Raw genomic sequence first — 23,080 nt, forward strand, 5'->3', positions numbered from 1 at the left:
ACGAAAGCACCTCTTTGGACCAAATCGTTTATTATGCTAATGCTTGGCAACCTGTTTATTTTTATGTCGTTTCAAATGCTGATTCCCACACTTCCGCCTTATATTAAATCTTTGGGGGCTTCGGGACTTGAGATTGGGTTAGTTACGGCTTTATTTTCGATAGGAGCGGTTTTGAGCCGTCCGTTTATCGGGTACATGCTTGAATATAAAGCCCGCAAGCCGCTCGTTTTGATTGGGGCAGCCGCGCTTCTTGCGATTACCATTTTTTACCCTATTTCAAATGTGATTTTTATTTTCCTGATGTTCAGGTTTATCCATGGTCTTGCCTGGGGTTTTTCCACCACAGTGAATGGGACGGCCGCCGTGGATGTGATTCCGAATTCCCGTCTTGGAGAAGGGATGGGGTATTTTGGTCTTTCCGTTACGCTTGGTATGATTATAGCGCCAAGCCTTGGTATCTTTTTATTCGGGGTTACAACGTTTAACAATTTAATCTATATATCCTGTGCACTTGGGATCATTGCGATTATTCTTTTATCAGCTGTACGTTACTACACGCCGGAATCGGTCAGACTGGCCAAAAAAGAAGATCTGAAATTCTCATATCTTGGCTCGCTCGTGGAAAAAACAAGCTGGTATCCGGCTTTTATTACGATGATTGCGACATTCGGCTATGGATCTGTTGTGACTTTTATTGTAATTTTCGGTGAAGAACGAGGTATCGATCAGATTTTCCTATTCTATCTGTTTAATGCAGTCATGGCTTCGATTTCAAGACCAATTGCCGGGAAGTGGTTTGACGAAAAAGGACCTAAGGGGCTGATCGTCGTCTGTACGGCACTGACTTTTGCTGGAATGTGGGTCCTTTCTTTCTCTCACACCAATATAGGAATTGCAATTGCCGGGATTTTATTTGGAATCGGATTCGGTTCGCTGCTTCCGACTCTGCAGTCATGGACGCTTTCAAAAACGCCGGACAGCCGCAGGGGTGTGGCAAATGGAATGTTTTTCTCTGCGATTGATTTTGGGATAGGTCTAAGCGGAATCGTTTTTGGCTTGCTGGCCCAATACCTTGAAACGGCGGTTCTCTTCCAAATTTCGAGCATTTTTCTTATCGTACCTATGGTCCTGACTCTTTTAGAAGGAAAGGGCAGAAGGGTTACAAAAGAACAGACAGCTGCGTCTACTTATTAAAATGAAAGAAAGCATCTGACTAAGTCAGGTGCTCAGGCTGTCGACAAAGTCGGCAGCTATTTTCTTTATCTAGATGAGGTTCAAGATATAGTATGATTTTTTTGAATAGATATCAATATATGCAAAATTCAAGACACAAAAACCCCTTTTTCTTCAATAATTTCTCTGGAAAAGGGGTTTGTCTACACTCTGAGCATCTGACTAAGTCAGGTGCTTTTTGAATTTATTCTGCTTCCACTCTTCAGCAAGCATGCCATACACGGCATGATCGACAAAATGATCATAGAGCCATTCAGCTTGTCTTATGTTTCCTTCATGAATAAATCCAAGCCGCTCTGGGATGCTTCTGCTTTTAGTGTTCAGAACAGCAGCCCGGATTTCAACTTTATTCAGGTTATACTCCTGAAAGGCTATATCCGTCAAGGGCCCGGCAACTTTTGTCATAATGCCGTTGCCCTGAAACTCTGCTCCGAGCCAATATCCGATATAAGCTGTCTTGTTTGACCAGTTGATTTGGTTAAAGCCTGCTGTTCCGGCGAGTTCGCCTTTATATAAAATAACCGCATTCATACTTTTATTTTCTGCATAAGCCCGCAAACAGCCTTCAATAAACGTTATTGTATCCTCAGCTTTTGTTGTGAAGTCAAGCCAGGGAAGCCATTCACGCAGATGGTTTCTTGATTGATCTGTGAGTTTGAACAGCCCATCTCCATCTCTTATGTCCATTAATTTTAGTGAAACTTCATTATCTATTATATGTGCAAACACACTAGATCCCCCAATCTCATTCTCTATTTTTATTACTATACTATGAAACAAAAAGGCTGCCAATAATAGGCAGCCATGTCAATCATGCTTTTCTTCTTTTTGCACGAAGTTTATCTACGACTATAAATAAAGCAGGAACGATCAGCAGCGTCAGAATTGTTGAGAACAGGACTCGGGATACAATAAAATAATCACAAAAAATAAAATAATAATTAATTTTTCCCGTTTGAGAAAACGTTCGAACAGAGGCTGAATCCTCCTTAGACTTTGGTCAAATTTGACTAATAAAACTTATAATATAAATAATCTTTTTTCATTCCTGAATGTGTTAAGATTTGTGAAATTTTTGTATAAGCATCTTTAACGACTAAGGAGGAGTTCGCGTAAATGTAAACGATTGATTACGCGTTTTTTAACTCTTTGTAAAGAAGTGTTAAGTTTTTGTTAAAATTGTCTTTATAAAGCTTACTCGTTTTGCTATGATTAACTGAATATAAAGATCTATTTTTGTTCGATTAAATTATTTAAAGGTGTGAATATAGGTTGTCATCAAAAAATAGAAAGAACATGGTCCTGTTTTTGCTGACCGTAGGGTTGATCACGGTTTTCTGGATGTTTAAAACCCTGTATTTTGTACAAGAAATGGAATTATCACCTCATAAGAAATATATCCTGCTTGCCTCTGCCGGTTTTGCTTTTTGTTTAACAAGCCTCTTAGTAACAGGAAGATCAAAATTCAAATTCATCACCGCATTCATCATCTATTTCATTCTATCTTTTATCCTATATGCAGATGCTGTTTATGAACGGTATTATGATGCTATTTTAAATATAAAACTGCTTGGGCAGGCTGATCAGTTAGGGCATGTGAAAGATTCAATTATATCCCTTATCTATCCGGCCGATTATTTATACTGGATTGATGTATTGCTGTTTGCTGTTTTGTTGCTTGTCTATTATTTAATGAAACAGGATGAACAGCGTAAAGCGTTCAGCAGAATCGCCTTCGGACTTGGAGCAGCAGCTCTATTATTTACGTCTTTTTACCCTTTGAAAGATACTTTTTCTGATCAATATAAAGTCTCATTAACAGGAGTTCTTCCTGCCCATATTTACGATGTGAAACAAAATATGCTTAAACAGGCTTTTGCTAAGGAAACCTTCCTTAATGACAAAAAACAAATAAAAGAGCTGCAGTCGTATTTTATTGAAAATCAGGAATTGCAGAAAGAATCACCTTATTACGGCAAATTTAAAGGGAAAAACGTCGTTGTCATTCAAGCAGAATCTTTAAACACGTTCCCAATCGGCCTTAAAGTGAATGGGGAAGAGGTCACTCCGAATTTAAATGATTTGATTGGAGAAAGTCATTATTATCCGAACGCCTATCTGCAAATTGGACGCGGTAACACGTCTGATGCAGAATTTGTTTCAAATAATTCTTTATATCCGATGGCGCCTAAAGGTGTTTATAATGCATATCCTTTTAATGAATACATGTCGCTTGCGAAAGTTCTAAAACGGGAAGGATATTCAACAAGCGCAACCCATGGCAATAATCCCGATTTCTGGAATCGCCATCAAGCCTATCCAGAACAAGGGTATCAAACGTTTTATCATAAAAATCACCCGAAAATTAAAGCGGATGAAATTGTTGGACTTGGTATTTCGGATGAAAGTATATTTAATCAAATGGCTGAGATATACACGGAAGATACTAAGCCTTTCTATAACTTCATTGTCTCGCTCACAAACCATCGTCCTTTTGTTATGCCGAATGACTATCAATATTTAAATCTTCCAAAAAGGTTTGAAGGTACGAATACAGGTCATTATTTGCAGTCTACCAAATATTTTGACGAGACAATTGGTCTGTTTATCGAAGATCTGAAAAAGAAAAACCTGTGGGACGATACAATCTTTGTTGTATATGGCGATCACTATGGACCGCTGCCAATGGATAAAGATGAAATCAATAAACTGCTTGGTGTGGATTTTAATGAAAAAGAACAATTCAATATCCCGCTTATCATTCATCATCCCGGGCAAACAGAGGGTGCAGTCAATGAAGTAACTGCCAGCCAGATGGACATCTTTCCAACAATCACGTCTTTGCTTGGAATCGATCAGAAGCTGATTCAGTTTGGGAAACCTCTTGATGCAGATCATGAGGGCTTTGCAGGATTTGCTTACGAAACAACACGTTATTCGTTTTACTCTGATAACTATGACTACATCGCTTCCCATGATGGCGTTTTTTCATCTGGTAAATGTATTGATAATAAAACACAAAAGCAGACAGACATTGAAGCTTGCAGAGAAAACTATAACAAGTTATATAAAGATATAGAGTTATCAACGATGTTTTTAGAAAATGATTTAATCAGCAAATTATATTAATCTTTTGAATGAGCTGCTTTATTCTAACGAATAGAGCGGCTTTTTTTTCTTGTAGAGGAAAGGCAAATATCCGATAATTATTATAAAGAGGAAATAGAGGGCGGGGTTTATCTTTTGAATCCATATGTTAAAAATGCATTGCATCAAATTGAAGTGGCAATTGACACTATTATTAAAATCATAGAAACGTTAGAAGAAAGTGATTTGATGAAAAGACCGACAGCTGACAAGCATTCCATCGGAGAGCTGCTCAAACATATTGCAATGATTTGTCATGCAGATCTGCTGATTTCTGAAGGAGCAAGCGGGGAAGAGATGGCCGGCTTTTATTCTTCTGCAGCATTAAATAACCTTCACGACATAAAAGAAGCATTGATTAAGAATCACGTTATTTTATCAGAACAGTTCAGTCAATTTAATGAAAAAGAACTTCATCAGGAAATGACCTCTTATTGGGGAACCGTTTATACCCGGTTTGAATGGCTTTTAGAAATGGCAGTTCATTTGTATCATCATCGAGGCCAGCTGCATGCGATGCTTGTGCATTGTTATAAAAAAGATCCCGGGGTTATGATGTTTGAATAGGAGACTGATTGTTTTTTAAGCTGACTGAAGAGTGAAAATGAAGCAACAAAACTTGTGTTTGTTTGACTAAAAAGAGCTGTTCAGCGGCAATTTGAAATATAATGTTGTCTGCAAAAATGAATGAAAAAAGGAGTTATATTTATTTCACAGTAATTCGGAAAGTTAAGAGGACCGTTTCCATGGAGTTGTAAGATTTGGAAAGGAAAGCAGAAAACTCCAAGTAGTCCATTTGCATTGGGCATTATAATTATCCTGGATTTCAAAGATGTTTATAGAAAAAAGAAAGTGAAGGATTTCATTAGCCTCGGATGTAAGAACAGAATTGGAAGTCATAATTTTAAAACCCATCCAGTATCTTGAAATAAAGTAGGATTACACATGAGGAACTAAAGTTTACAGAGTATCATACAAAAATCAGGGAGGTACAAACAATCATGGCAAACAGTGTTTCAAAAGGCCGCCTGTTGACTGCTTGGGTGATGAGCGGACTGGTTATCCTGTTTATGTTACTTGACAGTATTATGAAATTTGTTAAGCCTGCTCAAGTTGTTGAAGGGACCCTTTCGCTTGGTTTTGAAGAGCATCACATTTTTATCATTGGCTTGCTTGGGCTGCTATCTACGATTCTGTATCTTGTACCGCGGACTTCTCTCTTGGGGGCAGTGCTCCTGACCGGCTATTATGGAGGCGTCATCGTCACACATTTGCGATTGGATGCCCCGCTCTTTTCTCATACATTGTTTCCTGTATATTTAGCTGTTTTAGCATGGGGAGGTTTATGGCTGCGGGATGAAACCGTGCGCAGTCTATTTCCGTTTAGGAAACATCTTTCAGCTGACAAAAAGATTCAATCACATATTTAAAGGTATGAAAAAACCTGATCAGCAGCTGCTGATCAGGTTTTTTCATTTTGAAATGGACACAAGATGGAATACGGTTGTGCACTAAAAGATCTTGTTATTAATCTTATTAGCTGGAATGAAAATAAACAGGCTAGCTGGCGATTCGATCGAAGTTCTTGGCCTCCCTAACAGAACTTCTCCAATCCCGCTTTTAAGGTTTTATACGAAAGGAATGAAAAATTTTTTCAGTAAATCCAGTAATCTGTTCATCATAATCTGGATAGTCGTAACTTAAATGATGTGCAACTAATTTGGAGTATTTTCTAAAAAGATCATAGCAATCAAATAAAGATTGCCACATATTTTCGTAACTATTCACTGCATACGTATTTAGAAATTTTTCCCAGTCGTTTCTGTCTAAATATTTTTGAATATACTTATAGTTTTTTCCAGCGCTTAAAGAGAAATCAGTTTCGATCCCAATATTCCATGCCATCATTCGTAAGAGATTAGGTCTCGCTATTTCATTTAAATGATCAATTGCAAAAAGGATTTCCTTTCGTGCTAAACCTTTAACAACATACGTTGACACCATCCAAAATTCATTGCAGCAATCATCAAATTCTCTAGCTGAAGGTTTTTTATGTGATATTTTTCATCATTAGGATCCATTTTTTTATTTATCTCTGAATCCTTATCCAACAATAATTTTACCAAGCTGTCACTTTCTGATAAATACTTTTCCAGCTCATCAATTGGGATAAGAGTTAAATCGATTTTATGTTCATCTGCAAATAACATCAAATAGGAAAACCAATTGCCAAGTTCCGGTGGGAAAAGTTCCATATCTTCCGGCTTTTGCATCATGATTCTTTTGCCAAATTGATTTAACCATTCATCGCTGGATTTAAAAGAATCAATATCCGTTACAAAATAGGAAATATCAAAGTCTTGAAATTTGTCTCTTGGTACATTTTTATTGGCTCTTGAACCCTCTAGAGTTACTAACCGAATTCTCTTATCATTTTTGGCAACATCAAGAATTAATTTCATCATTTCGCTTTCGCTTCTCAATTTTGTTTCCTCCAAAAACTAACTATTTTATTGTAAAGTATAGCAAAGGTGGTTTTTATTAGACCATACTAAGGTTGAAGAATGCACTCATTTTTAAAAAGGATAGAATAAGGGGGCCAAAGTGAATGCTATACCATTTTAGTGAAGATCCTTCTATTGATCTATTTAAACCGCGGCAATCTGCCTCTTTTCCAAACCTTCGTCCAGTTGTCTGGGCCATTGATCAGGAGCATGCGCTTCATTATTATTTTCCGCGGGATTGTCCGAGAGTTATATATTGGAAGGGTGAGCAATCGAAGGAAGAGGATTCAGCCAGATTCTTTGGTGAGACAAGTACAGATAAGATTATTGTGATTGAAAGCTCATGGCTTGAACGGATCCGCAGCACAAATTTATACGTTTATACATTTAAGCCGGAATCATTTGAGTTGTTTAAAGAAGCGAAAACGGCAGGATACTATATATCTTTTGAAGAAGTTGTGCCGCTGAACGTTGAGCCTGCAGGCGATTTATTGGAGAAGATTGTGAAGGCAAACGCTGAACTTAGGTTTACTCCAGACCTATATCCAATCCGGAATCGTGTACTTTCATCATCCTTGAATTTTTCAATTATTCGTTTTCGAAATGCCGCAAGAATAAAAGAAGGGTGAATCAAGTTCACCCTTCTCCTTATTAACTACTGGATTTTGCAGCCCTGAAAAATATCCTGATAGGCTGTGCTTGGATCAGCAAACCAGCCGGCAATTCGATCGGCTTTTGCCTGTTCCCCGGAACCTTGAAGGATTTGTTCGATAACATGCTCAGGCATCGGCATTGTCATCGCATTTGTCCATTCTGTCACTTGCTTTACTAATGGTTTGGTTCTATTCCAATATGACTCGCCGAGCTGTGAATTCCAAGGTTCATCTTTAAACTCAATCAACGTCTCATACAGTTTTTCTGCGCAATAGGAAGAAAGATTGCAGCCTTGTCCTGTAATCGGATCATTCAAAAACACGCTGTCTCCGCATCCGACTGCTAATTTATTTTGTATAATTGTATACGGTTTTCGAATAACGGGTGTGATCGCTGTTTGCAGAAAGCCCTTTTCGTCATTTAGAGCAAAGCTTTCCTCTACTATACGGCTTGCGATTTCCGGGAAAAAGGTTTGTAAAACTGTCCGTATTTTTAACGTGAATTCGTCTGATGAGCGAATCGCATTAAAAACATCTAGACTCTTTTCCTGAATTGCCATAATAAACAAGATTGTCACTGGACCCTTGTCTGTTAATGCAGGTATTTCAAACATTTCTCCTTCCCCCGGGAGAATGGTGACATTAATTCCTAGAGGTGTAAGCGGCTTTATGCCTCTAAAGTATCCAACGATGCATTTTCTTTGAGGTGTGTGGAATGGTGAAAAATCTTTTTCTATAGGAAAGGGAAAAAGCGGACCTTTTTTCCCAGTACAGTCAATAACCAAGTCAAATTCTTCTATTAATTCATTGAGATTCTCATTATTTATTTTTTTAAAAAGAACAGGGACCTTTCTCTCTTTTAGTTCCTCTAAACAATGTGAAAAATAGAAGCGCTGATCAACAGAAAGTGCTGGTTCAGCCAGCATTCCAGCAAACAGTTTTTGCTGACCAATGGTCATATGGATGCTTTCAATTTGTGTATGCTCACTCCATTTTGGCATAGAAAAGCGTCTTTCTCTTTCAATTGTCGAGCCGAAATGTACTTGTGTAGACTGAACTCTTCCATTTCTAATCTGTTCTGCTGTGCGATGGGAGATCACCGTCACATCAAACTCATTTTTAAGAGCATATGCCAAATGGAGACCAGCTGTCCCGGTCCCAACAATACAAATCCGGCGTTTCATACCTATCACTCCCCAAAATCATAATTGAAATTCATATAGTGAATTTTACCATTATTAAACCTCTTTCACATTCTTCTATAGTAGGATTTTACATAGGTGTTATTGGTTGGAGAAATAAAGGCTAACAAGTATTTATCTCGTAATCTTACCTGTTATATGCTAGTACGGGAACTTAATGGGAAGTAAGAGCTGACTTTGAGGTTAGTTCTTTTTTGCAGCTGTTATCAGCATAGATTATGTGAAATTGCCGCAAACTAAATAGAAAAACGGAGTGGAATGAATGAACGAATACTTTCAGCACGACCCCAAGATTGAAAATTTCCGTCTATTTTCAGCAGATCACATATGGACATTGGTTTTAATCCTGTTTTTGACTTTCCTTTTATTTATTTTTAAGAAAAAAGTTAAATTAACGAGACACCCCGTGCGTATTGCACTGGCAGTTATTCTTTTTCTTTCCATGTTTGTGCACCAGCTGTGGCTAATAGCAGAAGGGGCATGGGCACCTCAATCTTCACTGCCTCTTCACCTTAGTGATTTTACTGTCATTCTGGCCATTATCATGCTCATTGCAAAAAGCAACAGGCTGTTTCAGTTTATGTATTACGCAGGAATTGCTAGTTCCATCCAGGCCATTCTCACACCCGACCTTGGAGAGTATTCTTTTCCGCATTTCCAGTATATCGTTTTCTTTCTGTCACATGGAGGAGTGATCATTGCATGCTTGTTTATGATATTGGCCTATCACTTTTTTCCAACCTGGGGCTCATTATGGGCTTCAGTGCTGATTGTCAATGTTTATGCCGGATGTATTTATCTTTTAAATAAAGGGATTGGCTCAAATTATCTATACATCATGAAAAAACCTGAAAATGCTTCACTTTTAGATTTTCTTGGGGCTTGGCCGTGGTATTTGCTTTGGATGGAGGTCTTTATGATTGCGAGTTTTCTCTTTTTATACGGGTGTATTAAATTGAAGCAATTACGTTCTGATTAGATGAAAGTTTGTTGGAGGAATACTGGGCATCTGGTTACTGAAAATGATTTGGATAGTGCCAATATAAATGGAAAATTATATTTTATCAATCATATCGTGGGAAAACTGAGGATCAGTATACATTTGGCACGTGGGTTTAACGCGATTGGCGATTTACATGCTGAAACGAGTAAAATACTTTCCAGATTGCCTCTTTTACTGGCCGGACTTGGTAAAATACTGGCCTATTTATAGGAAATACTTTCTTTTTTCCAGATACCTCCCAGCAGACGGTGCGAAAGTTCACCATTATCATTAAGGAGCCTGCGCCATTGTCCAACTGGACCTCCTGTTTCCTCAGTCAAAAGAAATCCCCCAAAAAGTCAAACGCTGACTTTTTGGGGGAATTGTTGTAAGCCATGTTTGGGCTAATCAGTCGGCTCCGCAACTCGTTATAGTCCGCTCCATCGCCTAACCCTCGGTAAGATCGGCTACACCATACATGTCAAACCCAGACTTTTATGGCGGAGCCTTTTCTGTCTGCCTGCGCTAACCAGGCGATTTTGCATTTCCTATTATTTATGTGTTTTATTCGGCTTTTTCTTGCCCGGGTTTCCTTTGCCTTGGTGCTGTCTGTTCTGCTCGTCCTTTTGCTGTTTTTCATGTAAATCTTCGACGTAATTAGATGTGTTTTCCATAAAAAATGACCTCCTAAAATGACTTCATATTCTTACTATCTCCAGGTGTCCTAAAAAAATGAGTCAATCATTTAAATGAACCCAAATTGTCTATTATTTTAGAAAATCCTTTGCTGATTTGCCTATTACGCATTCAGGTTTTACAGCATATACTATTCTAACTTTTATGAATCGCGGCAGAGGAGGATCTTTTAGTGAACAAAAAAATTCCAAAGTATAAAGTCGGTGATACTGTCGTGATTGTTATGTACAGTACAGTTGGAACGGTTACAAACGTTCATCAAATCGATCAGCATTATCTATATGAAGTGAATCACAGCGAGATTTTATACTTTGAAAACGCGATCCAGCTTTACTCAGAATACACCGGAAAAGTCATTGATTCCGAAAAAATAGAAATTGAATTTCAGTACCATATTGGAGATATTGTACAAGTAAAGGGCTACGAAGAAGAGTTGTTCAAGGTAGTCGGTTTTCGTACAGAAATCTGGAGATATACAGAGGATGGCTGGGAAGATATTATCTATGAGCTCATGCGCATCAACGACGGGGAATGGCTTGAAGCATCCGAGGAAGAGCTTGTATTCATTTTGGGAAAAAAACAGGCAGGAACATTCGTTCAGCAGCTGAGCCTGATGCATATCGTTTCTCCAGAAAGTAAAGCGATGGAACAGCTCCTTGCCAAAGAAAAGCTGACAAAGCAAGAACCCGCTGCTCGCAAAGTAAAACGAAGCAAAAGGGATATTGTTGATGAACTTCTTGATATATACAATGATTATTTGTCATTGTACGATATGTTTGGTGATCCTGAGTATAAAGAAATGATGGATTTTATAATCGATAGTTTAAACAAGTATACAAAGGATCATTAAGAAAACAGTGAAATCAGCAAGTAAATAAAAAACGGCACACACCCGAAGAGCATAGCCCCCTGAAGGATCTTAATCGTTTGTTCAAGCAGTTGATCAAAGCCTGCTCCGTCTATAAATTGCAGCACGATATTTTCTTCTTCTTTTTTTGAAATCGCTTGTAAGTTCTTCATTTCAGGTCATCTCCTCTTTGGCTTGTCCATTTACTTAAATGGTATGCAGGCAAGGACAGATTATGAACATTAAAATTTATCGAAAGCTTATTCATTCCAGACATAGTTTTGAAAATTGGGACATATAAACAATTACTAAGGGGGCGGTGTTGTGAAAGAAATTGAAGTTATTATTGATACAGAAGAAATGGCAGAATTCTTTTACAATGAGCTGACGAAAAGGGGATACATTCCCTCAGAACTCGAACTGGATACAATAGCAGATATCGCATTCGATTATTTACTCGAAAAATGCATAATTGATGAAGATTTGGAAGACATAGAATAAACGACGAGGGTTCTCGTCGTTTTTTATTGGCGTCATGTCAAAATATTTTCTTTGCAATCAAATGGAGGGAGCTCATTTTCAGCAAATTCATTTTTACATTCTTTGTTATGTCTTTATAGGTGCCTGTGTGCGGAAAAACATCAAAATCTGAAATTAGATCTATATTCAAAAGCCAATCGCTGTATCTGTGAAAAGTATGATGAACATCTTCCCATGCATCCAGCAGCTTCGGGCTCTGGAATTTTTGCTTCTCTTTAGCAGCTGAGAAGAGGTGTGGCCAATAGTCACTTCTTGAGCCAGTATGCGGGGTATGCGTTGAAAATAACAATGCCTCATTGAAGACGGCTGGATGAAAAAGAGTTTGATAAAGGATCTTTCCTATTTTGATTCTTGCTTCAGGCTTAATAAAGTTATCTACTTCCATTCCTGCAAGCGAATATTTTTTATCATAAAAGTGCTTTTTGTATGGAAAGACAACATTCGTCAGTCCGCATTTTTCCTGCAGGGCATAAGGGAATGTTTTTAAGATGCCGGACGATTTTGACAGCAGCTGATTCTCCACATAATGCTGCTCGTTTGTAATTAAGGCAAGCGTAAGCACGTCAGAGTGTCTCTTTTTAAAAAACATCTCCCAGATTGGCATCATAAATCGCGAAACATTTAAAGCGGGCAATAAATGAAAAAGTGGTCTGCCGAATAAAAGGCTTTTTTCGTATAGCATCAGCTGCGGATAGGCATCATGGAAAATAAGAGCGTTTGCTGTTTCAAGAAATTGAAAAAGAGCGATAATCTCTTTTTCTGGCAGAAACTGACCGACAATGCCATTTTTCAAATCAGTCATGCTGTAGCCCCCGTTTCTTGACACCATATGGGCAAGAAAAGACCAATGAATTTCAGGGTGCTTTAAATAAAAAGCTAAATAGGCTTCCGTTCTTGTCAGGTTGTTCCTGTTCAACTCGGCAGTCTGAGCTCTTATGTCCAAAACAGCAAGTCTTTCTTCTCCATAAAGTACTAGGGGATTTTTCAAATCCAAAGAGTTTGACAAAGTTTTTTCCAGGTTTAATTTTTCCGTATTAGGTAAAAGGACAGGTAATGCTTTTTTCTTAAAAAGCGGGAGGATATTCATAATAGCCAGCTCCTATATCCGTGCCTCCTACTTACATATGAAAAAGCTGAAACTTTTGTTCTTATGAAACGTAGTAAATAAAGAAAGAAAGAGGGATCTATATGTTAAAAAAACTGATCAATTCATTTTTAGGGAAAAAATCACATCACAGATACAGCAGCAGCGACCGCAGAAATAGACATTACGGAAATCCCGCTAAGTATGGCCACAAGCATTATAAGCGGAAATCTAGATCAAGCCGTTTCTCAAGATCCTACAGCAGTTAATGGTTAACCTGTTATTAAAATATGGGGAAAGGCCGTTAAAATCAGGTAAAACGATTAACAGCAAATACATCATAAAAAAAGTGCTGGGTATGGGCAGCTATGGCATTACATATCTTACCGAAGATATTCATTGCAGGAAGTTTGCTGTCGTAAAGCAGCTTAGAGCTTATAAAGCGCGTTCCAGTAAAGGGCTGCTTTCGTTCATGCGGGAGGCTGACATTCAGTCAAGCATGCGCAATTCTGCCTTTCCCGATTTTTACGAATCTTTTCAATGGGAAAAGAAACATTTTATTTCAATGGAGTATGTAGAAGGCGAGACATTCGAGGATTTAATATTTATTAAAAAAGAAGCTTATGGAGAGAAGGAATCCTTTCATATATTGTTGAAAGTATTAAGGGCTGTAAAGATTCTTCATGAAAATGGAATTGTTCACAGGGATTTAAGAATACCGAACATTCTTATGAAAAATCAGTCCATTCATATTATTGATTTTGGATTAGCCAGAAGACTGAATGAATCTTATGAAGTATGCAAATCTGAAACAAAATACTCCGAAGAAAAGATTCTTTTCAGAGAGGTTTCCTATCAGAGCGATTTTTTTGCTTTGGGACATTTCGTGCTTTTTTTATTGTATTCAGGCTATGTTCCTTCTTCGAGAAAGAGCAGAAGCTGGGAAGATGAACTTGAATTATCATCGTTTGCTAAAGAAATTATAAAACGGATGCTCAAGCTTCTAAAGCCATATGATTCTATTGATGAGCTTATAGGGGAAGTGTTGAAGTGTGCGGATGGGAGAGAACAGAATGTCATTTTTTAATAAGATTCTTTCAAGTGTAGGGATTGGTGCAGCTAAAGTGGATGCGCGATTAGCTTCTGATAAAATTGTTTTGGGAGAAGAGCTGAAAGGGATCATTCACGTCGAAGGCGGAAACATCGAGCAGCAGATCGATGAAATCTACCTTTCTCTGCAAACAACTTATTTAAAAGAATCAGATGATAAGAAATATCATCAGACTGCTACCATTACAAAGGTGAAAATTAATGAACCATTTGTAATCAAGGCAAATGAAATAAAAGAAATTCCATTTGCTTTTCCATTGCCTGCTGACACACCAATCACCCTTGGCTCATCAAAGGTTTGGCTAGAAACCGGGCTTGATATTAAAGGAGCAGTTGACCCGAGTGACAAAGACTTTTTAGATGTAGCAGCACCGCCGCTCGTGCAAACAATTTTCTCCGCACTAAGGGACCTTGGCTTTAACCTGAGAAAAGTAGAAAATGAGGCAGCTCCGTATCATTTGAGGAAAAGGCTTCCTTTCATTCAGGAATTTGAGTTCTATCCAACCGCAGGTCCATTCCGCGGCAAGCTCGATGAACTGGAAGTCGTCATTTCAAATGTAAGCCATCACGGAGTAGAGCTGCTGCTTGAAGTAGATCGCCGGGCAAGGGGACTCGGAGGCTTTTTATCTGAGGCCCTCGAAATGGATGAATCCCTGGTAAAAGTTATGATCACTCAGCAAGATCAGGCATCTATCAGAAGAACACTTGAAAATGTCATACAGCGGTATAGTTAATCAAGGTGACAGCAGTGAAGAGTTTATCACTGCTGTTTTTTGATGGGAGATAACCAATTTAATAGGAGAGGAGAAACAAAATGAAGCAAAAATCACCAAAGCTTCCCCTAACTGACAAGGAGAGGGAACAGCTGAGAAAGGGCAAAATCAAACTCTTAGAGATAAAAGAGATGAAGGCAAACGAATTAGCTGCTTTAATTGAAGTTCCAAACGAACGTGCCCGGGTATTAATTGGACTTGCTGTCTTTCAGTCTATTCCGTCAGTGGGCCCAAAGCTTGCCCATAATTTCGCTGTGGATTTTGGCTTTTCTGCTTTAGCGGATATAAAGAACAGGAAAGGAGAAGAGCTCGTTCATGAACTTGAGAAAAAATACGGTGTATGGATGGATCCTTGTGTAGAAGATGTCATGAGATGTGTCGTCTATCATGCAAATCATCCAGGCAGCGATAAAAACTGGTGGGATTTTACCGAGGAGCGCAAGAAATACCGTGAAACATTCGGGTATCCTGATGACCGGCCCATTAAGGCGTGGCACGAGTAAAGAGCCTATTTTAATACTGTATCAACAAGAGTTACAGCAGTAAAAAAATCCTCCATTTTAAGAGAACAGACAAAAAAAGTGCGTCAGGGAACGTATAGTATAGAAAGACAGTTTATTTCTGACTTAATGGAAACGATTTGTCATGAACATTACATAGTTTTAACGCACTACAATTTAAGGAGGATGCAGCCATGATCTACGAAATTGAAATCGGCACAGAAAAAGGAAAATTATCTTTAATCACTCTCGGATTAGAGAAAGAAGACGTCATTAACAGTCTGCAGACAGACCGCTTTTTTATAGGCTACACGCACACAGGCCTTACATTCGGATTAAATGCAAATGAAATCGTGTCATTTGATATTCAAAAAAGAGAAACGGTCTCAAGCATGCTTGCAGCAGCTCTTACAGAGGAATTCGGCGGGGAAACAGCTGAAAAGTTTCCTTTTTTGTCTACTGCATTATTAGAAACTGTTTAAACGTATACTGAATACCGCAGATAAATTTCGGATGGACTATATACATAAAGAGAATCGAAGCGAGCTCCGCGCTTCTTGTGAAAAGGGAAGGGTTGAAAGTGGATATGAGTGAGAATCTTTGGACTAGAAAGTATACAGTACTGGATAAAACGCGGGAACAATTAATCAAGGACCTGGAAATTCAAGCAGCTTATTATCCTTATATAGATGCTGCAAAACAGCGTATTCAAGATACCGGAAAATATGGACCGGTGCATGATGCAGCAGACCTCTTCCTTCAATATTTAGAGGAAGAATGTAAGTCTATAGAAAATGAAGCCAACTAAATATTCAAGCTGAAGGCGTTTCTATAAAGAAACGTCTTTTTACGAAAAAAAGCTCAAAACAAAACGCTGTCTATGTATACAGAACATAAACAGCGTCTTATCTTGAATCAAACATATTCACTTTTTTGTTCTTTCCTTTCTTACTAATAACCATTCGTTGCTTTGAATCAATTGATTGCTTTCAATTAATGTCTTGCACGGATTCGATCAGTTTATTCTTTTGCTTTGATTTCCCGCATGCCCACATGCTGCGAAAATAGTTTTCACGGGCTATTTTCATCTGCATCATGATCTTAGCATGCTTCGCTCACCGTCGTCATTGGAATCATCCCCTTAGTCAGATTCACGTTTCCCCGCATATCCACACATCTCAAAATCAGTTTTCACGGGCTGATTTTTTACTGGATGTGATTCTGATATGCTTCGCTTACCGTCGTCATTGGAATCACGCCTTCCTATGAGTGAGTAAATTCATCTTAACAAAATCTTAACAATAATTAAACATTCAGAATAATCTGTATATAGGCAAATAAAGCGTTTACAACTTGTAAATCTCTCAAATTCTCTGTTTTTCTTAGTTTCTCATTGAATTTCGTTTTTTTATTTTTCAGCGGTGCTTAAATATTCATTGCTAATACGTACAAGGGTTGATAAAATTAATTTAAAATTCAGAAAAAACGGAGGTTTTCCATGCCGACAGAAGCTGAAGTACGTCCTTTTACAGAAAGTGATATTGGAAAAACAGCTTTATCTGAAAGCTTTAAAATTGATCTTCGCACCTATACAGAGGAAGAAAAAGGCGAGCTTTTTGCAACAAATCTGGTTCGGGACTGGTCGATGCTGACGTGGAAGGATGTTAGAAAACCTTACGAAGTCAAAACATTTGCAAAAGATCGAAAGGACTGGGAAAAAGAAAATCAAAAGTCCATGCCTGTTCATACATCATGGCAGTATTTTAATAAATCCTTCCATGAATGGAGATGTACCGGAAGAAATGAATGCATTTAATGATGAACTGAAGAAATATTTTGCTGCATTCCGTCCGGCTGAGGTTAAAGATGTTCTAGGCAGATCAATGAAGCTCAGGCTTTGGAATTATATTCACCGAATTGAAGATGGCATCTGGGATCCGCGGGGGAAAAGAGCACTGTTTGAAGGGCTGCATGTTTCAAAGCCTAGAATTCTATTTTTAGGGGCTGCCGAAGGCTATGAAGCGATGCAGCTTGCTGCCATGTATCCAGGCGGTGAAATTGTCATGGTGGACTATGATCCGTTTTGCCGAGACGGCCGTTTTGCCGAATTTCCTGAGCATTATCCTTTTTTAGGTGAAAACCCTGTGACTGGCGCACCCAAAGTGTGGTATAAGAACGATTTTAACATCACTTACCTTGTCGAAGATATTCGAAATCTTCCATTTGGAAAAGAGTTTGACATCGTCATAAGCGTTGGCATGATTGAACATTTTCCTGATGACCAAAAACCTGAGTCCATTGATTGGCACAGAAAGTTTTTAAAAGATGGGGGATATGCGATCTTAACTACCCCGAGGGCTCAGTTGAAATCTAAATTATATTATCAGATCATGGCTGATGTCATGAATCATACTTACAGGGAATTAATGACCATTCAGCAAATGGGAATGTACATTTATGAAAACGGTTTCGATATTTTAAGGCACGGTTTTATTAAAGTTCATAACGGAATTATTGCCAGACCTCGTTAAAAAAAGGAGGAATATAAAATGCTATTCTTTTCGCTATTTGAAAATGACCAGCCAACCATTCTTTCCTAAAGAAGGAAAAGGATGAATTCCAGCCCTGTCTTTAGGATATGGAAAGTAAAATCCTAACTGGATGGAGGCGTCATCAATGAAAAAATCATGGGCAGGAGCGGTCTGTTTATCACTTGCCGCAGGCATATGGGGCGGAATGTATGTGGTCAGCAAATACGTGCTTGAGTACATTCCCCCTTTTACATTAGTCTGGCTGCGTTTCATTATTGCGTTTGCCGTTTTATTCACTCTGCTGAAAATTTCTCAAAAAGGCATGAAGCCTAAATATTCAAAACAGGATTATATTCTCTTTGCATGGATCGGATTCATTGGCTATTTCGTTTCCATACTATGTCAGTTCATCGGCACAAAATTGTCTGATGCTCATACTGGAGCACTGCTCACATCAGCCACTCCTGCCTTTGTCGTTCTGTTTGCAGGTGTTATTCTTAAGGAAAAGATTACGCCAAGAAAACTGATCTCTGTTCTTTTGGCGACAATTGGGGTCATCATCGTCATTGGGTACAAGCAAAACATGGAATACAGCGGGAGCCTTTTTTTAGTACTGGCTGCAGTAACGTGGGCCTTGCTTTCTGTATTTGTCAAAATCGCATCTAAAAGATTTTCATCTTTAACAATCACAACTTATGCGATTTCTTTTGCCGTTATATTTACAAGTCCATTTGCTGTTTGGGAATGGAATGTGAATGCTATTACTGACATTAGTCCTTTGGTAATTACAGGGATTCTTTATTTAGGAATTATATCAACAGCAGGTGCTTTTTTTCTATGGAACAAAGGGATGGAATTAATGGAAGCTGGAGCAGGTTCCCTATTCTTCTTTTTCCAGCCATTGACGGGGGCATTTTTAGGATGGCTGCTTTTGAACGAAGGACTGAGTCCGTCTTTTTTTCTGGGAGGAGCTTGTATAATTGCAGGTGTTATTCTTGTTTCAGTAAAAAACCGGGTGACTGATTGAAAAATAAGTGGAATACTTTGAAAAGGCTGTGACATCAGCCTTTTTTTAGTGCCCATTTTAAAGCAACATCTCAGAAATGTATTTATTCTGAAAATAAGGCGTGACCTTTTCTTTTGCAGCACCCATCTATAAAATAAGAGATGAGTTGTAAATCTGCCTTAAGGTGTGATTCTTATTTTCTTTCTTTTTGCCGCAATAGGTCTTCTGATTGGCATTTTATCCGGATTTTTCGGTGTTGGCGGCGGTTTTATATTAACCCCTGTCTTGCTGCTGATGAATACAGAGCCAATTACTGCAATAACGATCAGTTTATTATATACAATCGGAACATCGGTTTCGGGGATGGTTGCTCATCTGAAATTGAAAAACCTGAGATGGAAAGAAGCTATAATTATAGGTCTAAGCGGAGTGGCAGCAACTCAGGCAGCCAATCCTTTTGTCTATTACTTAAATAATAATGGATATGATGAAACCATCATTCCCGTCACTTATATTCTCCTTTTGAGTTATTTTGCCTGGAGCTTGCTGTTCAGAAAGAAAAAGAAGAGCAATGGGGTAAAACCTATTAAAAAATGGGCGATAGTCTTTTTAGTGCTTACGGGAGGAATTGGTGGATTTATCTCAACTATGCTTGGTGTCGGCGGAGGGTTTATCATCGTGCCGCTCTTAATTTCGTTATCCGGTTTTTATCCTAAAGACGCAATCGGGACAAGTCTTCTCAGTGTTTTATTTATTGTCAGCAGTGGCTTTATCACTTATTTTATAAAATCTCCCATAGATTTATCGATAGGCGCTTTTTTGATAGCGGGAGGCCTTGCAGGTGCTCAGGCCGGAGCTTATATGACAGCCAAATACGAACATGCAGAGATGAAATTGCTTCTTGGCATGCTGTATTGTTTCACAGCAATGAGCGTAGGCATGAAATTGATTGGCTTTGAAGTTTTGGGCATGATTATTCTGTTTTTATTTTTAGGTTTACTTTACATGAAAATGGCAGCGTCCTTTATAACCCGCCGAAATAAAATCCGTTCCTATTGAGCGGCTTGTTTTATATAAAAGCCAAACCGAGAACGTCCGTATTTCGCCTGAACTGCGAAATACGGACATTCTCTGTTTTCTAATCAAACCTTTTCCCCACCACAACCCCATCAACAGCTAGTCTTTTTACATTTTTATAATCATATTTATTGTGTATGCCCCAAATATAGAGAGTCAGCTTCGCCCGTTTGGCCTGCTGATAAAAATAATAATTCAGGCACCGTTTGTGCAGGGTGATAAAATCAATTTTTGCTCCCAGCTCATTTAGCTGATGATAGGGGATATGAGAAGAGATAACAAGTCCTTTTTTAATTTGAGGCAGGAATGCATTCAGAAGCATAATGCTCTTAAGCTCAGTTGATTGGATGGAGAGCATAGAAAACTCATTAGGAGAGTAATCGTCCAATATTTTATCTTAAAGGACTTTTTCGATGCCTGGATAAATAGAGGGGCATTTTAAATCAATGAGCAGATGATAGCGATCATTATATTTCATAAAAACTTCATCTAACGTAGGAATTTTTTCGCCTGCGAATGATTCTTCATACCATTCACCGACATCGAGATTTTTCAGCTCCTTTAATGTCAGATCTGAAACTTTTTTATCAAGGCCTGCGGTTCTTTTCAGGGTAATGTCATGAATGACAACCAAATGTTTATCCTTGCTCATTTGAACATCAAGCTCAATCATATTGAATCCATCACGTATTTTCATGAGCGAGAGAGGATAGTCCGCGGTGTGCAATAAAAAGCTCTTCATCATAGGATGGCGAATCTGCCGCCAGCACATAATGCGCAAGGAAGGAAAGCAAAAATACAATGACCACCAGATATTTCAGTTAAATCATCCTTTCTGACTGAATCAGAGTCTTATGTCCTATAATATGCCAATGATGGACAAAGCGTTTATGTGAATGTTTCTCCTTTAGTTTTGAAAAAATAAAAGGGTGACAAATTTTAGAGAAGGAGGAACAAGTATGGCACATAAACATCAAAATAGTGCAGAGCAGAAAGCGAAAAAACAGCCTGCAAAGCATCAGGAAGAGTTTTCAAGCGAGATCGCTCATAAAGCAAAGCCGGCTCCTGGGCACAAAGAGCAAAAAAAACATAAAAAAATATAAAGATGGCAGCGGGGGAGGAGTTTCAATGAAAAAAATAGCTCTTTTTCTTTTTCTTTTTATCTTTCTGGCTGTACTTTATCAAATGGAAGGTATTCAGCAGATGGATAATGCAGTTGTAAAAGGTGCAGAGGATTTTCGGACTGAGCCTTTTAATTTCTTTTTTCTCACAGTCAGTGATATTGGGTCAATCAAAGTGGAATTTCCCATTATGATCTTCGCATCTATTGTTCTTTTGTTTTTTAGAAAGTTTTTGCCTGTCATATTTTTGTGGGGAACTTTCTATTCCATTCGCTTTATCAATGATGAGCTAAAGGATTTATTTCATAGGGAAAGACCGTCCTTTGATGCAGTTATCCATGCAGCGCATTACAGTTTTCCAAGCGGACATGCAATGAATTCAACTGCTTTTTATGGATTTCTTTGTTATTTGGTGCTTTCGTTCACATCATCAAAGCAAAGAAGCAGAAAATGGTGGATCGGAATCACGGTTATTTTGATAGGCTTAATCGGCATGAGCAGAATCTATCTGGGCGTGCATTACTTAGTAGATGTTCTGGCCGGATTTTCAGCTGGTATGGTCTGGCTGCTCGTCATTATAAAAGTATACGAAATGATAAAATCGACAAAACTAGACTATCTTAAATGAAGGAAATTTGCCTTTTGCCCTCTAATACATAATGTATCGACTTGAAGGGGGAATCGTAAAATGGGGTTAAGTCTTTTTACGGTAAAAAAGAGGTGCCAGAATTACGACATCACCATCTTCCAAACACCTAAATTTGGTGAAGAAAAAGGCTATGAACAAGTATACCGTCTGAATATAAAGGCTTCAGGACATAGTGAAGCTCTTCAACATGTTTTTTGTATGTTTAACGTTTCTGACCGAGTGCCGAATGATTATGAGGCAAGGTTTATATCAACTGGAGATATTCTTTTAATTGACGAAGTAAAACGCGGACAAACATACTACAAGCTGTTATCCGGCGGCTGGACAAAGATTAACAGGGTTCATGTAAGATAAAGAAAGGCAGCGATCTGACATCGCTGCCTTACTAATTTTATAAGTTATGACCAGGCCCATTTTTTCGTTTGGCTGAAGTTTCTTCTTTGCCGTGAGCATTTTCTTCTGCTTCAATTGCTTCAGGCGGTATATGGTTATTCTTTTTTTGCCCATTGATGCGATTACGGTGTTTTTTGCCCAAAAGTAACCCCTCCTTGTCCTCTATATTTTTTACAAACTAATCGGTTTTCACTACAGTAAATAATTTTCATGTATAAGATGCTGGTTAAATCGGAAAATGTAGAAGGAGAAAAGATTTTGAGTGCTGATTATGGTATATTGAAAAAGCACCTTTTTATACATATAACTGGAGGTATGAACGATGAGTGTTCACATTGGAGCAAAACAAAACGAAATTGCAGAATCTATTCTTTTGCCTGGAGATCCGCTTAGAGCTAAATATATAGCAGAAACGTTTTTAGAAGATGCAGTATGCTATAACGAAGTACGCGGGATGCTTGGATTTACTGGAACGTATAAAGGCCATCGCATCTCTGTACAGGGTACAGGCATGGGTGTTCCATCAATTGCGATTTATGTAAATGAGCTTATGCAAAGCTATAATGTTCAAAAATTAATCCGTGTTGGAACGTGCGGTGCCATTCAGCAGGACGTTAAAGTAAGAGACGTAATTCTGGCGATGAGTGCGTCAACCGATTCACAAATGAACAGAATGACTTTCGGCGGTGTCGATTACGCGCCAACTGCTGATTTTGAATTACTGAAGTACGCATATGATGCTGGAACTGAAAAAGGATTAAAACTGAAAGTCGGAAACGTCTTTACTGCAGATATGTTCTACAATGACAACTCCGAGCTTGAGAAATGGGCGAAATACGGTGTTCTGGCAATTGAAATGGAATCAGCAGCACTCTATACGCTTGCAGCTAAATTCGGCCGTAAGGCATTATCCGTGCTGACAGTAAGCGACCACATCTTAACAGGCGAAGAAACAACATCTGAAGAGCGTCAAACGACGTTTAATGAAATGATGGAAATTGCATTAGAGGCAGCAATTAAATAAAAAAGGAA

At 38.4% G+C, this 23,080-nt stretch carries 30 protein-coding genes and 1 pseudogene; 22 read left to right on the forward strand and 9 right to left on the reverse strand.

Annotated elements, in window-relative coordinates:
* The first annotated feature begins 33 nt into the window (after positions 1 to 33).
* Positions 34 to 1,194, forward strand: coding sequence for an MFS transporter (locus QFZ72_RS13100; protein WP_307439750.1), 1,161 nt, complete (start codon positions 34 to 36; stop codon positions 1,192 to 1,194).
* A gap of 201 nt (positions 1,195 to 1,395) precedes the next feature.
* On the opposite strand, the gene QFZ72_RS13105 is transcribed toward QFZ72_RS13100, so the two are convergent.
* On the reverse strand, positions 1,396 to 1,962 hold the full coding sequence (locus QFZ72_RS13105) for a GNAT family N-acetyltransferase (RefSeq protein WP_307433921.1): 567 nt from the start codon (positions 1,960 to 1,962) through the stop codon (positions 1,396 to 1,398).
* Positions 1,963 to 2,505: 543 nt separating this feature from the next.
* Between QFZ72_RS13105 and QFZ72_RS13110 the strand changes: the two genes are divergently transcribed.
* The 3 genes from QFZ72_RS13110 to QFZ72_RS13120 all read left to right on the forward strand — a co-directional run bounded on the left by QFZ72_RS13110 (position 2,506) and on the right by QFZ72_RS13120 (position 5,810).
* Positions 2,506 to 4,362, forward strand: coding sequence for an LTA synthase family protein (locus tag QFZ72_RS13110; RefSeq protein WP_307433923.1), 1,857 nt, complete (start codon positions 2,506 to 2,508; stop codon positions 4,360 to 4,362).
* 114 nt (positions 4,363 to 4,476) lie between these two features.
* On the forward strand, positions 4,477 to 4,947 hold the full coding sequence (locus QFZ72_RS13115; RefSeq protein WP_307433925.1) for a DinB family protein: 471 nt from the start codon (positions 4,477 to 4,479) through the stop codon (positions 4,945 to 4,947).
* Positions 4,948 to 5,381: 434 nt separating this feature from the next.
* Positions 5,382 to 5,810 (forward strand): DoxX family protein, encoded by a 429-nt coding sequence (locus tag QFZ72_RS13120; protein WP_307433927.1) that lies wholly within the window; start codon positions 5,382 to 5,384, stop codon positions 5,808 to 5,810.
* 280 nt (positions 5,811 to 6,090) lie between these two features.
* Here the strand turns inward: QFZ72_RS13120 and QFZ72_RS13125 are convergent.
* A pseudogene (locus QFZ72_RS13125) lies at positions 6,091 to 6,845 on the reverse strand (aminoglycoside 6-adenylyltransferase); the annotation flags it as partial.
* Between the two features lie 143 nt (positions 6,846 to 6,988).
* On the opposite strand from QFZ72_RS13125, the gene QFZ72_RS13130 reads away from it, so the two are divergent.
* A complete protein-coding gene (locus tag QFZ72_RS13130; protein WP_307433929.1) occupies positions 6,989 to 7,513 on the forward strand; it encodes a DUF6886 family protein in 525 nt (174 codons plus the stop codon).
* Between the two features lie 26 nt (positions 7,514 to 7,539).
* Here QFZ72_RS13130 and QFZ72_RS13135 read toward each other — a convergent pair whose 3' ends face one another.
* The gene (locus tag QFZ72_RS13135; protein ID WP_307433931.1) at positions 7,540 to 8,721 is read right to left on the reverse strand and encodes a styrene monooxygenase/indole monooxygenase family protein; all 1,182 of its coding nucleotides are present in this window, start codon (positions 8,719 to 8,721) and stop codon (positions 7,540 to 7,542) included.
* A gap of 280 nt (positions 8,722 to 9,001) precedes the next feature.
* On the opposite strand from QFZ72_RS13135, the gene QFZ72_RS13140 reads away from it, so the two are divergent.
* On the forward strand, positions 9,002 to 9,718 hold the full coding sequence (locus tag QFZ72_RS13140; protein WP_307433933.1) for a YwaF family protein: 717 nt from the start codon (positions 9,002 to 9,004) through the stop codon (positions 9,716 to 9,718).
* A gap of 554 nt (positions 9,719 to 10,272) precedes the next feature.
* Here the strand turns inward: QFZ72_RS13140 and QFZ72_RS13145 are convergent.
* Complete coding sequence (locus tag QFZ72_RS13145) at positions 10,273 to 10,395, reverse strand: DUF4023 domain-containing protein (RefSeq protein WP_252200722.1); 123 nt, start codon at positions 10,393 to 10,395, stop codon at positions 10,273 to 10,275.
* A 245-nt stretch (positions 10,396 to 10,640) separates the two neighbouring features.
* Between QFZ72_RS13145 and QFZ72_RS13150 the strand changes: the two genes are divergently transcribed.
* Positions 10,641 to 11,267 carry a hypothetical protein gene (locus QFZ72_RS13150; protein WP_373464691.1) on the forward strand — a complete coding sequence of 209 codons (627 nt, stop codon included), beginning with the start codon at positions 10,641 to 10,643 and terminating at the stop codon, positions 11,265 to 11,267.
* On the opposite strand, the gene QFZ72_RS13155 is transcribed toward QFZ72_RS13150, so the two are convergent.
* Positions 11,264 to 11,437, reverse strand: a complete 174-nt coding sequence (locus tag QFZ72_RS13155; RefSeq protein ID WP_307433939.1) for a hypothetical protein — start codon at positions 11,435 to 11,437, stop codon at positions 11,264 to 11,266. The genes QFZ72_RS13150 and QFZ72_RS13155 overlap by 4 nt on opposite strands.
* Before the next feature lie 151 nt (positions 11,438 to 11,588).
* Between QFZ72_RS13155 and QFZ72_RS13160 the strand changes: the two genes are divergently transcribed.
* On the forward strand, positions 11,589 to 11,765 hold the full coding sequence (locus QFZ72_RS13160) for a YozD family protein (protein ID WP_133310713.1): 177 nt from the start codon (positions 11,589 to 11,591) through the stop codon (positions 11,763 to 11,765).
* Between the two features lie 37 nt (positions 11,766 to 11,802).
* Here the strand turns inward: QFZ72_RS13160 and QFZ72_RS13165 are convergent, their stop codons facing one another.
* Complete coding sequence (locus tag QFZ72_RS13165; protein WP_307433942.1) at positions 11,803 to 12,891, reverse strand: DUF2515 family protein; 1,089 nt, start codon at positions 12,889 to 12,891, stop codon at positions 11,803 to 11,805.
* A gap of 101 nt (positions 12,892 to 12,992) precedes the next feature.
* On the opposite strand from QFZ72_RS13165, the gene QFZ72_RS13170 reads away from it, so the two are divergent.
* The 10 genes from QFZ72_RS13170 (at position 12,993) to QFZ72_RS13215 (ending at position 19,867) form a co-directional block, all read left to right on the forward strand.
* Positions 12,993 to 13,157, forward strand: coding sequence for a hypothetical protein (locus QFZ72_RS13170; RefSeq protein ID WP_307433944.1), 165 nt, complete (start codon positions 12,993 to 12,995; stop codon positions 13,155 to 13,157).
* Positions 13,157 to 13,975 (forward strand): serine/threonine protein kinase, encoded by an 819-nt coding sequence (locus tag QFZ72_RS13175; protein WP_307433946.1) that lies wholly within the window; start codon positions 13,157 to 13,159, stop codon positions 13,973 to 13,975. The genes QFZ72_RS13170 and QFZ72_RS13175 overlap by 1 nt, the downstream gene beginning before the upstream one ends.
* A complete protein-coding gene (locus QFZ72_RS13180) occupies positions 13,962 to 14,732 on the forward strand; it encodes a sporulation protein (RefSeq protein ID WP_307433948.1) in 771 nt (256 codons plus the stop codon). Before QFZ72_RS13175 ends, QFZ72_RS13180 begins: the two co-directional genes overlap by 14 nt.
* Positions 14,733 to 14,812: 80 nt before the next feature.
* Positions 14,813 to 15,274 carry a helix-hairpin-helix domain-containing protein gene (locus tag QFZ72_RS13185; RefSeq protein ID WP_307433950.1) on the forward strand — a complete coding sequence of 154 codons (462 nt, stop codon included), beginning with the start codon at positions 14,813 to 14,815 and terminating at the stop codon, positions 15,272 to 15,274.
* Between the two features lie 191 nt (positions 15,275 to 15,465).
* Complete coding sequence (locus QFZ72_RS13190; protein ID WP_307433952.1) at positions 15,466 to 15,753, forward strand: hypothetical protein; 288 nt, start codon at positions 15,466 to 15,468, stop codon at positions 15,751 to 15,753.
* Positions 15,754 to 15,851: 98 nt separating this feature from the next.
* Positions 15,852 to 16,079, forward strand: coding sequence for a hypothetical protein (locus tag QFZ72_RS13195; protein WP_307433954.1), 228 nt, complete (start codon positions 15,852 to 15,854; stop codon positions 16,077 to 16,079).
* 690 nt (positions 16,080 to 16,769) lie between these two features.
* Positions 16,770 to 17,087: a hypothetical protein gene (locus QFZ72_RS13200; protein ID WP_307433956.1), complete on the forward strand. Its 318-nt coding sequence runs from the start codon at positions 16,770 to 16,772 to the stop codon at positions 17,085 to 17,087.
* Positions 17,074 to 17,802 (forward strand): class I SAM-dependent methyltransferase, encoded by a 729-nt coding sequence (locus tag QFZ72_RS13205; RefSeq protein ID WP_307433957.1) that lies wholly within the window; start codon positions 17,074 to 17,076, stop codon positions 17,800 to 17,802. The genes QFZ72_RS13200 and QFZ72_RS13205 overlap by 14 nt, the downstream gene beginning before the upstream one ends.
* Before the next feature lie 145 nt (positions 17,803 to 17,947).
* Positions 17,948 to 18,829 carry a DMT family transporter gene (locus QFZ72_RS13210; protein ID WP_307433959.1) on the forward strand — a complete coding sequence of 294 codons (882 nt, stop codon included), beginning with the start codon at positions 17,948 to 17,950 and terminating at the stop codon, positions 18,827 to 18,829.
* Between the two features lie 165 nt (positions 18,830 to 18,994).
* Positions 18,995 to 19,867, forward strand: coding sequence for a sulfite exporter TauE/SafE family protein (locus QFZ72_RS13215; RefSeq protein WP_307433961.1), 873 nt, complete (start codon positions 18,995 to 18,997; stop codon positions 19,865 to 19,867).
* Positions 19,868 to 19,946: 79 nt separating this feature from the next.
* Here QFZ72_RS13215 and QFZ72_RS13220 read toward each other — a convergent pair whose 3' ends face one another.
* Together QFZ72_RS13220 and QFZ72_RS13225 are read right to left on the reverse strand one after the other, a co-directional pair.
* A complete protein-coding gene (locus tag QFZ72_RS13220; RefSeq protein ID WP_307433963.1) occupies positions 19,947 to 20,273 on the reverse strand; it encodes a PI-PLC domain-containing protein in 327 nt (108 codons plus the stop codon).
* A 9-nt stretch (positions 20,274 to 20,282) separates the two neighbouring features.
* A complete protein-coding gene (locus QFZ72_RS13225; RefSeq protein WP_307433965.1) occupies positions 20,283 to 20,630 on the reverse strand; it encodes a glycerophosphodiester phosphodiesterase in 348 nt (115 codons plus the stop codon).
* 214 nt (positions 20,631 to 20,844) lie between these two features.
* Here QFZ72_RS13225 and QFZ72_RS13230 point away from each other — a divergent pair, with 214 nt between their 5' ends.
* From QFZ72_RS13230 to QFZ72_RS13240, 3 genes are read left to right on the forward strand one after another with little or no spacing between them, the layout of a single operon-like run.
* A complete protein-coding gene (locus QFZ72_RS13230) occupies positions 20,845 to 20,988 on the forward strand; it encodes a hypothetical protein (protein ID WP_223435585.1) in 144 nt (47 codons plus the stop codon).
* Positions 20,989 to 21,013: 25 nt separating this feature from the next.
* Complete coding sequence (locus QFZ72_RS13235) at positions 21,014 to 21,634, forward strand: phosphatase PAP2 family protein (RefSeq protein WP_307433967.1); 621 nt, start codon at positions 21,014 to 21,016, stop codon at positions 21,632 to 21,634.
* Positions 21,635 to 21,694: 60 nt separating this feature from the next.
* Positions 21,695 to 22,009 carry a YodL domain-containing protein gene (locus QFZ72_RS13240; protein ID WP_307433968.1) on the forward strand — a complete coding sequence of 105 codons (315 nt, stop codon included), beginning with the start codon at positions 21,695 to 21,697 and terminating at the stop codon, positions 22,007 to 22,009.
* A gap of 37 nt (positions 22,010 to 22,046) precedes the next feature.
* Here QFZ72_RS13240 and QFZ72_RS13245 read toward each other — a convergent pair whose 3' ends face one another.
* On the reverse strand, positions 22,047 to 22,190 hold the full coding sequence (locus tag QFZ72_RS13245) for a hypothetical protein (protein WP_165970898.1): 144 nt from the start codon (positions 22,188 to 22,190) through the stop codon (positions 22,047 to 22,049).
* A gap of 180 nt (positions 22,191 to 22,370) precedes the next feature.
* Between QFZ72_RS13245 and deoD the strand changes: the two genes are divergently transcribed.
* A complete protein-coding gene (gene deoD / locus QFZ72_RS13250) occupies positions 22,371 to 23,072 on the forward strand; it encodes a purine-nucleoside phosphorylase (RefSeq protein WP_307433970.1) in 702 nt (233 codons plus the stop codon).
* Positions 23,073 to 23,080 lie beyond the last annotated feature (8 nt).

The sequence above is a fragment of the Bacillus sp. V2I10 genome (assembly GCF_030817055.1).
Classification (GTDB): Bacteria; Bacillota; Bacilli; order Bacillales; family Bacillaceae; genus Bacillus_P.

Bases quoted from the DNA above. Each gene is read 5' to 3' on its own strand.
- QFZ72_RS13100 (WP_307439750.1), top strand. From the start codon at position 34: ATGCTAATGCTTGGCAACCTGTTTATTTTTATGTCGTTTCAAATGCTG.
- QFZ72_RS13120 (WP_307433927.1), top strand. From the start codon at position 5,382: ATGGCAAACAGTGTTTCAAAAGGCCGCCTGTTGACTGCTTGGGTGATG.
- QFZ72_RS13130 (WP_307433929.1), top strand. From the start codon at position 6,989: ATGCTATACCATTTTAGTGAAGATCCTTCTATTGATCTATTTAAACCG.
- QFZ72_RS13135 (WP_307433931.1), bottom strand. From the start codon at position 8,721: ATGAAACGCCGGATTTGTATTGTTGGGACCGGGACAGCTGGTCTCCAT.
- QFZ72_RS13140 (WP_307433933.1), top strand. From the start codon at position 9,002: ATGAACGAATACTTTCAGCACGACCCCAAGATTGAAAATTTCCGTCTA.
- QFZ72_RS13145 (WP_252200722.1), bottom strand. From the start codon at position 10,395: ATGGAAAACACATCTAATTACGTCGAAGATTTACATGAAAAACAGCAA.
- QFZ72_RS13150 (WP_373464691.1), top strand. From the start codon at position 10,641: ATGTACAGTACAGTTGGAACGGTTACAAACGTTCATCAAATCGATCAG.
- QFZ72_RS13155 (WP_307433939.1), bottom strand. From the start codon at position 11,437: ATGAAGAACTTACAAGCGATTTCAAAAAAAGAAGAAGAAAATATCGTG.
- QFZ72_RS13165 (WP_307433942.1), bottom strand. From the start codon at position 12,891: ATGAATATCCTCCCGCTTTTTAAGAAAAAAGCATTACCTGTCCTTTTA.
- QFZ72_RS13170 (WP_307433944.1), top strand. From the start codon at position 12,993: ATGTTAAAAAAACTGATCAATTCATTTTTAGGGAAAAAATCACATCAC.
- QFZ72_RS13175 (WP_307433946.1), top strand. From the start codon at position 13,157: ATGGTTAACCTGTTATTAAAATATGGGGAAAGGCCGTTAAAATCAGGT.
- QFZ72_RS13180 (WP_307433948.1), top strand. From the start codon at position 13,962: ATGTCATTTTTTAATAAGATTCTTTCAAGTGTAGGGATTGGTGCAGCT.
- QFZ72_RS13185 (WP_307433950.1), top strand. From the start codon at position 14,813: ATGAAGCAAAAATCACCAAAGCTTCCCCTAACTGACAAGGAGAGGGAA.
- QFZ72_RS13190 (WP_307433952.1), top strand. From the start codon at position 15,466: ATGATCTACGAAATTGAAATCGGCACAGAAAAAGGAAAATTATCTTTA.
- QFZ72_RS13200 (WP_307433956.1), top strand. From the start codon at position 16,770: ATGCCGACAGAAGCTGAAGTACGTCCTTTTACAGAAAGTGATATTGGA.
- QFZ72_RS13205 (WP_307433957.1), top strand. From the start codon at position 17,074: ATGAATGCATTTAATGATGAACTGAAGAAATATTTTGCTGCATTCCGT.
- QFZ72_RS13210 (WP_307433959.1), top strand. From the start codon at position 17,948: ATGAAAAAATCATGGGCAGGAGCGGTCTGTTTATCACTTGCCGCAGGC.
- QFZ72_RS13225 (WP_307433965.1), bottom strand. From the start codon at position 20,630: ATGATGAAGAGCTTTTTATTGCACACCGCGGACTATCCTCTCTCGCTC.
- QFZ72_RS13230 (WP_223435585.1), top strand. From the start codon at position 20,845: ATGGCACATAAACATCAAAATAGTGCAGAGCAGAAAGCGAAAAAACAG.
- QFZ72_RS13235 (WP_307433967.1), top strand. From the start codon at position 21,014: ATGAAAAAAATAGCTCTTTTTCTTTTTCTTTTTATCTTTCTGGCTGTA.
- QFZ72_RS13240 (WP_307433968.1), top strand. From the start codon at position 21,695: ATGGGGTTAAGTCTTTTTACGGTAAAAAAGAGGTGCCAGAATTACGAC.
- deoD (WP_307433970.1), top strand. From the start codon at position 22,371: ATGAGTGTTCACATTGGAGCAAAACAAAACGAAATTGCAGAATCTATT.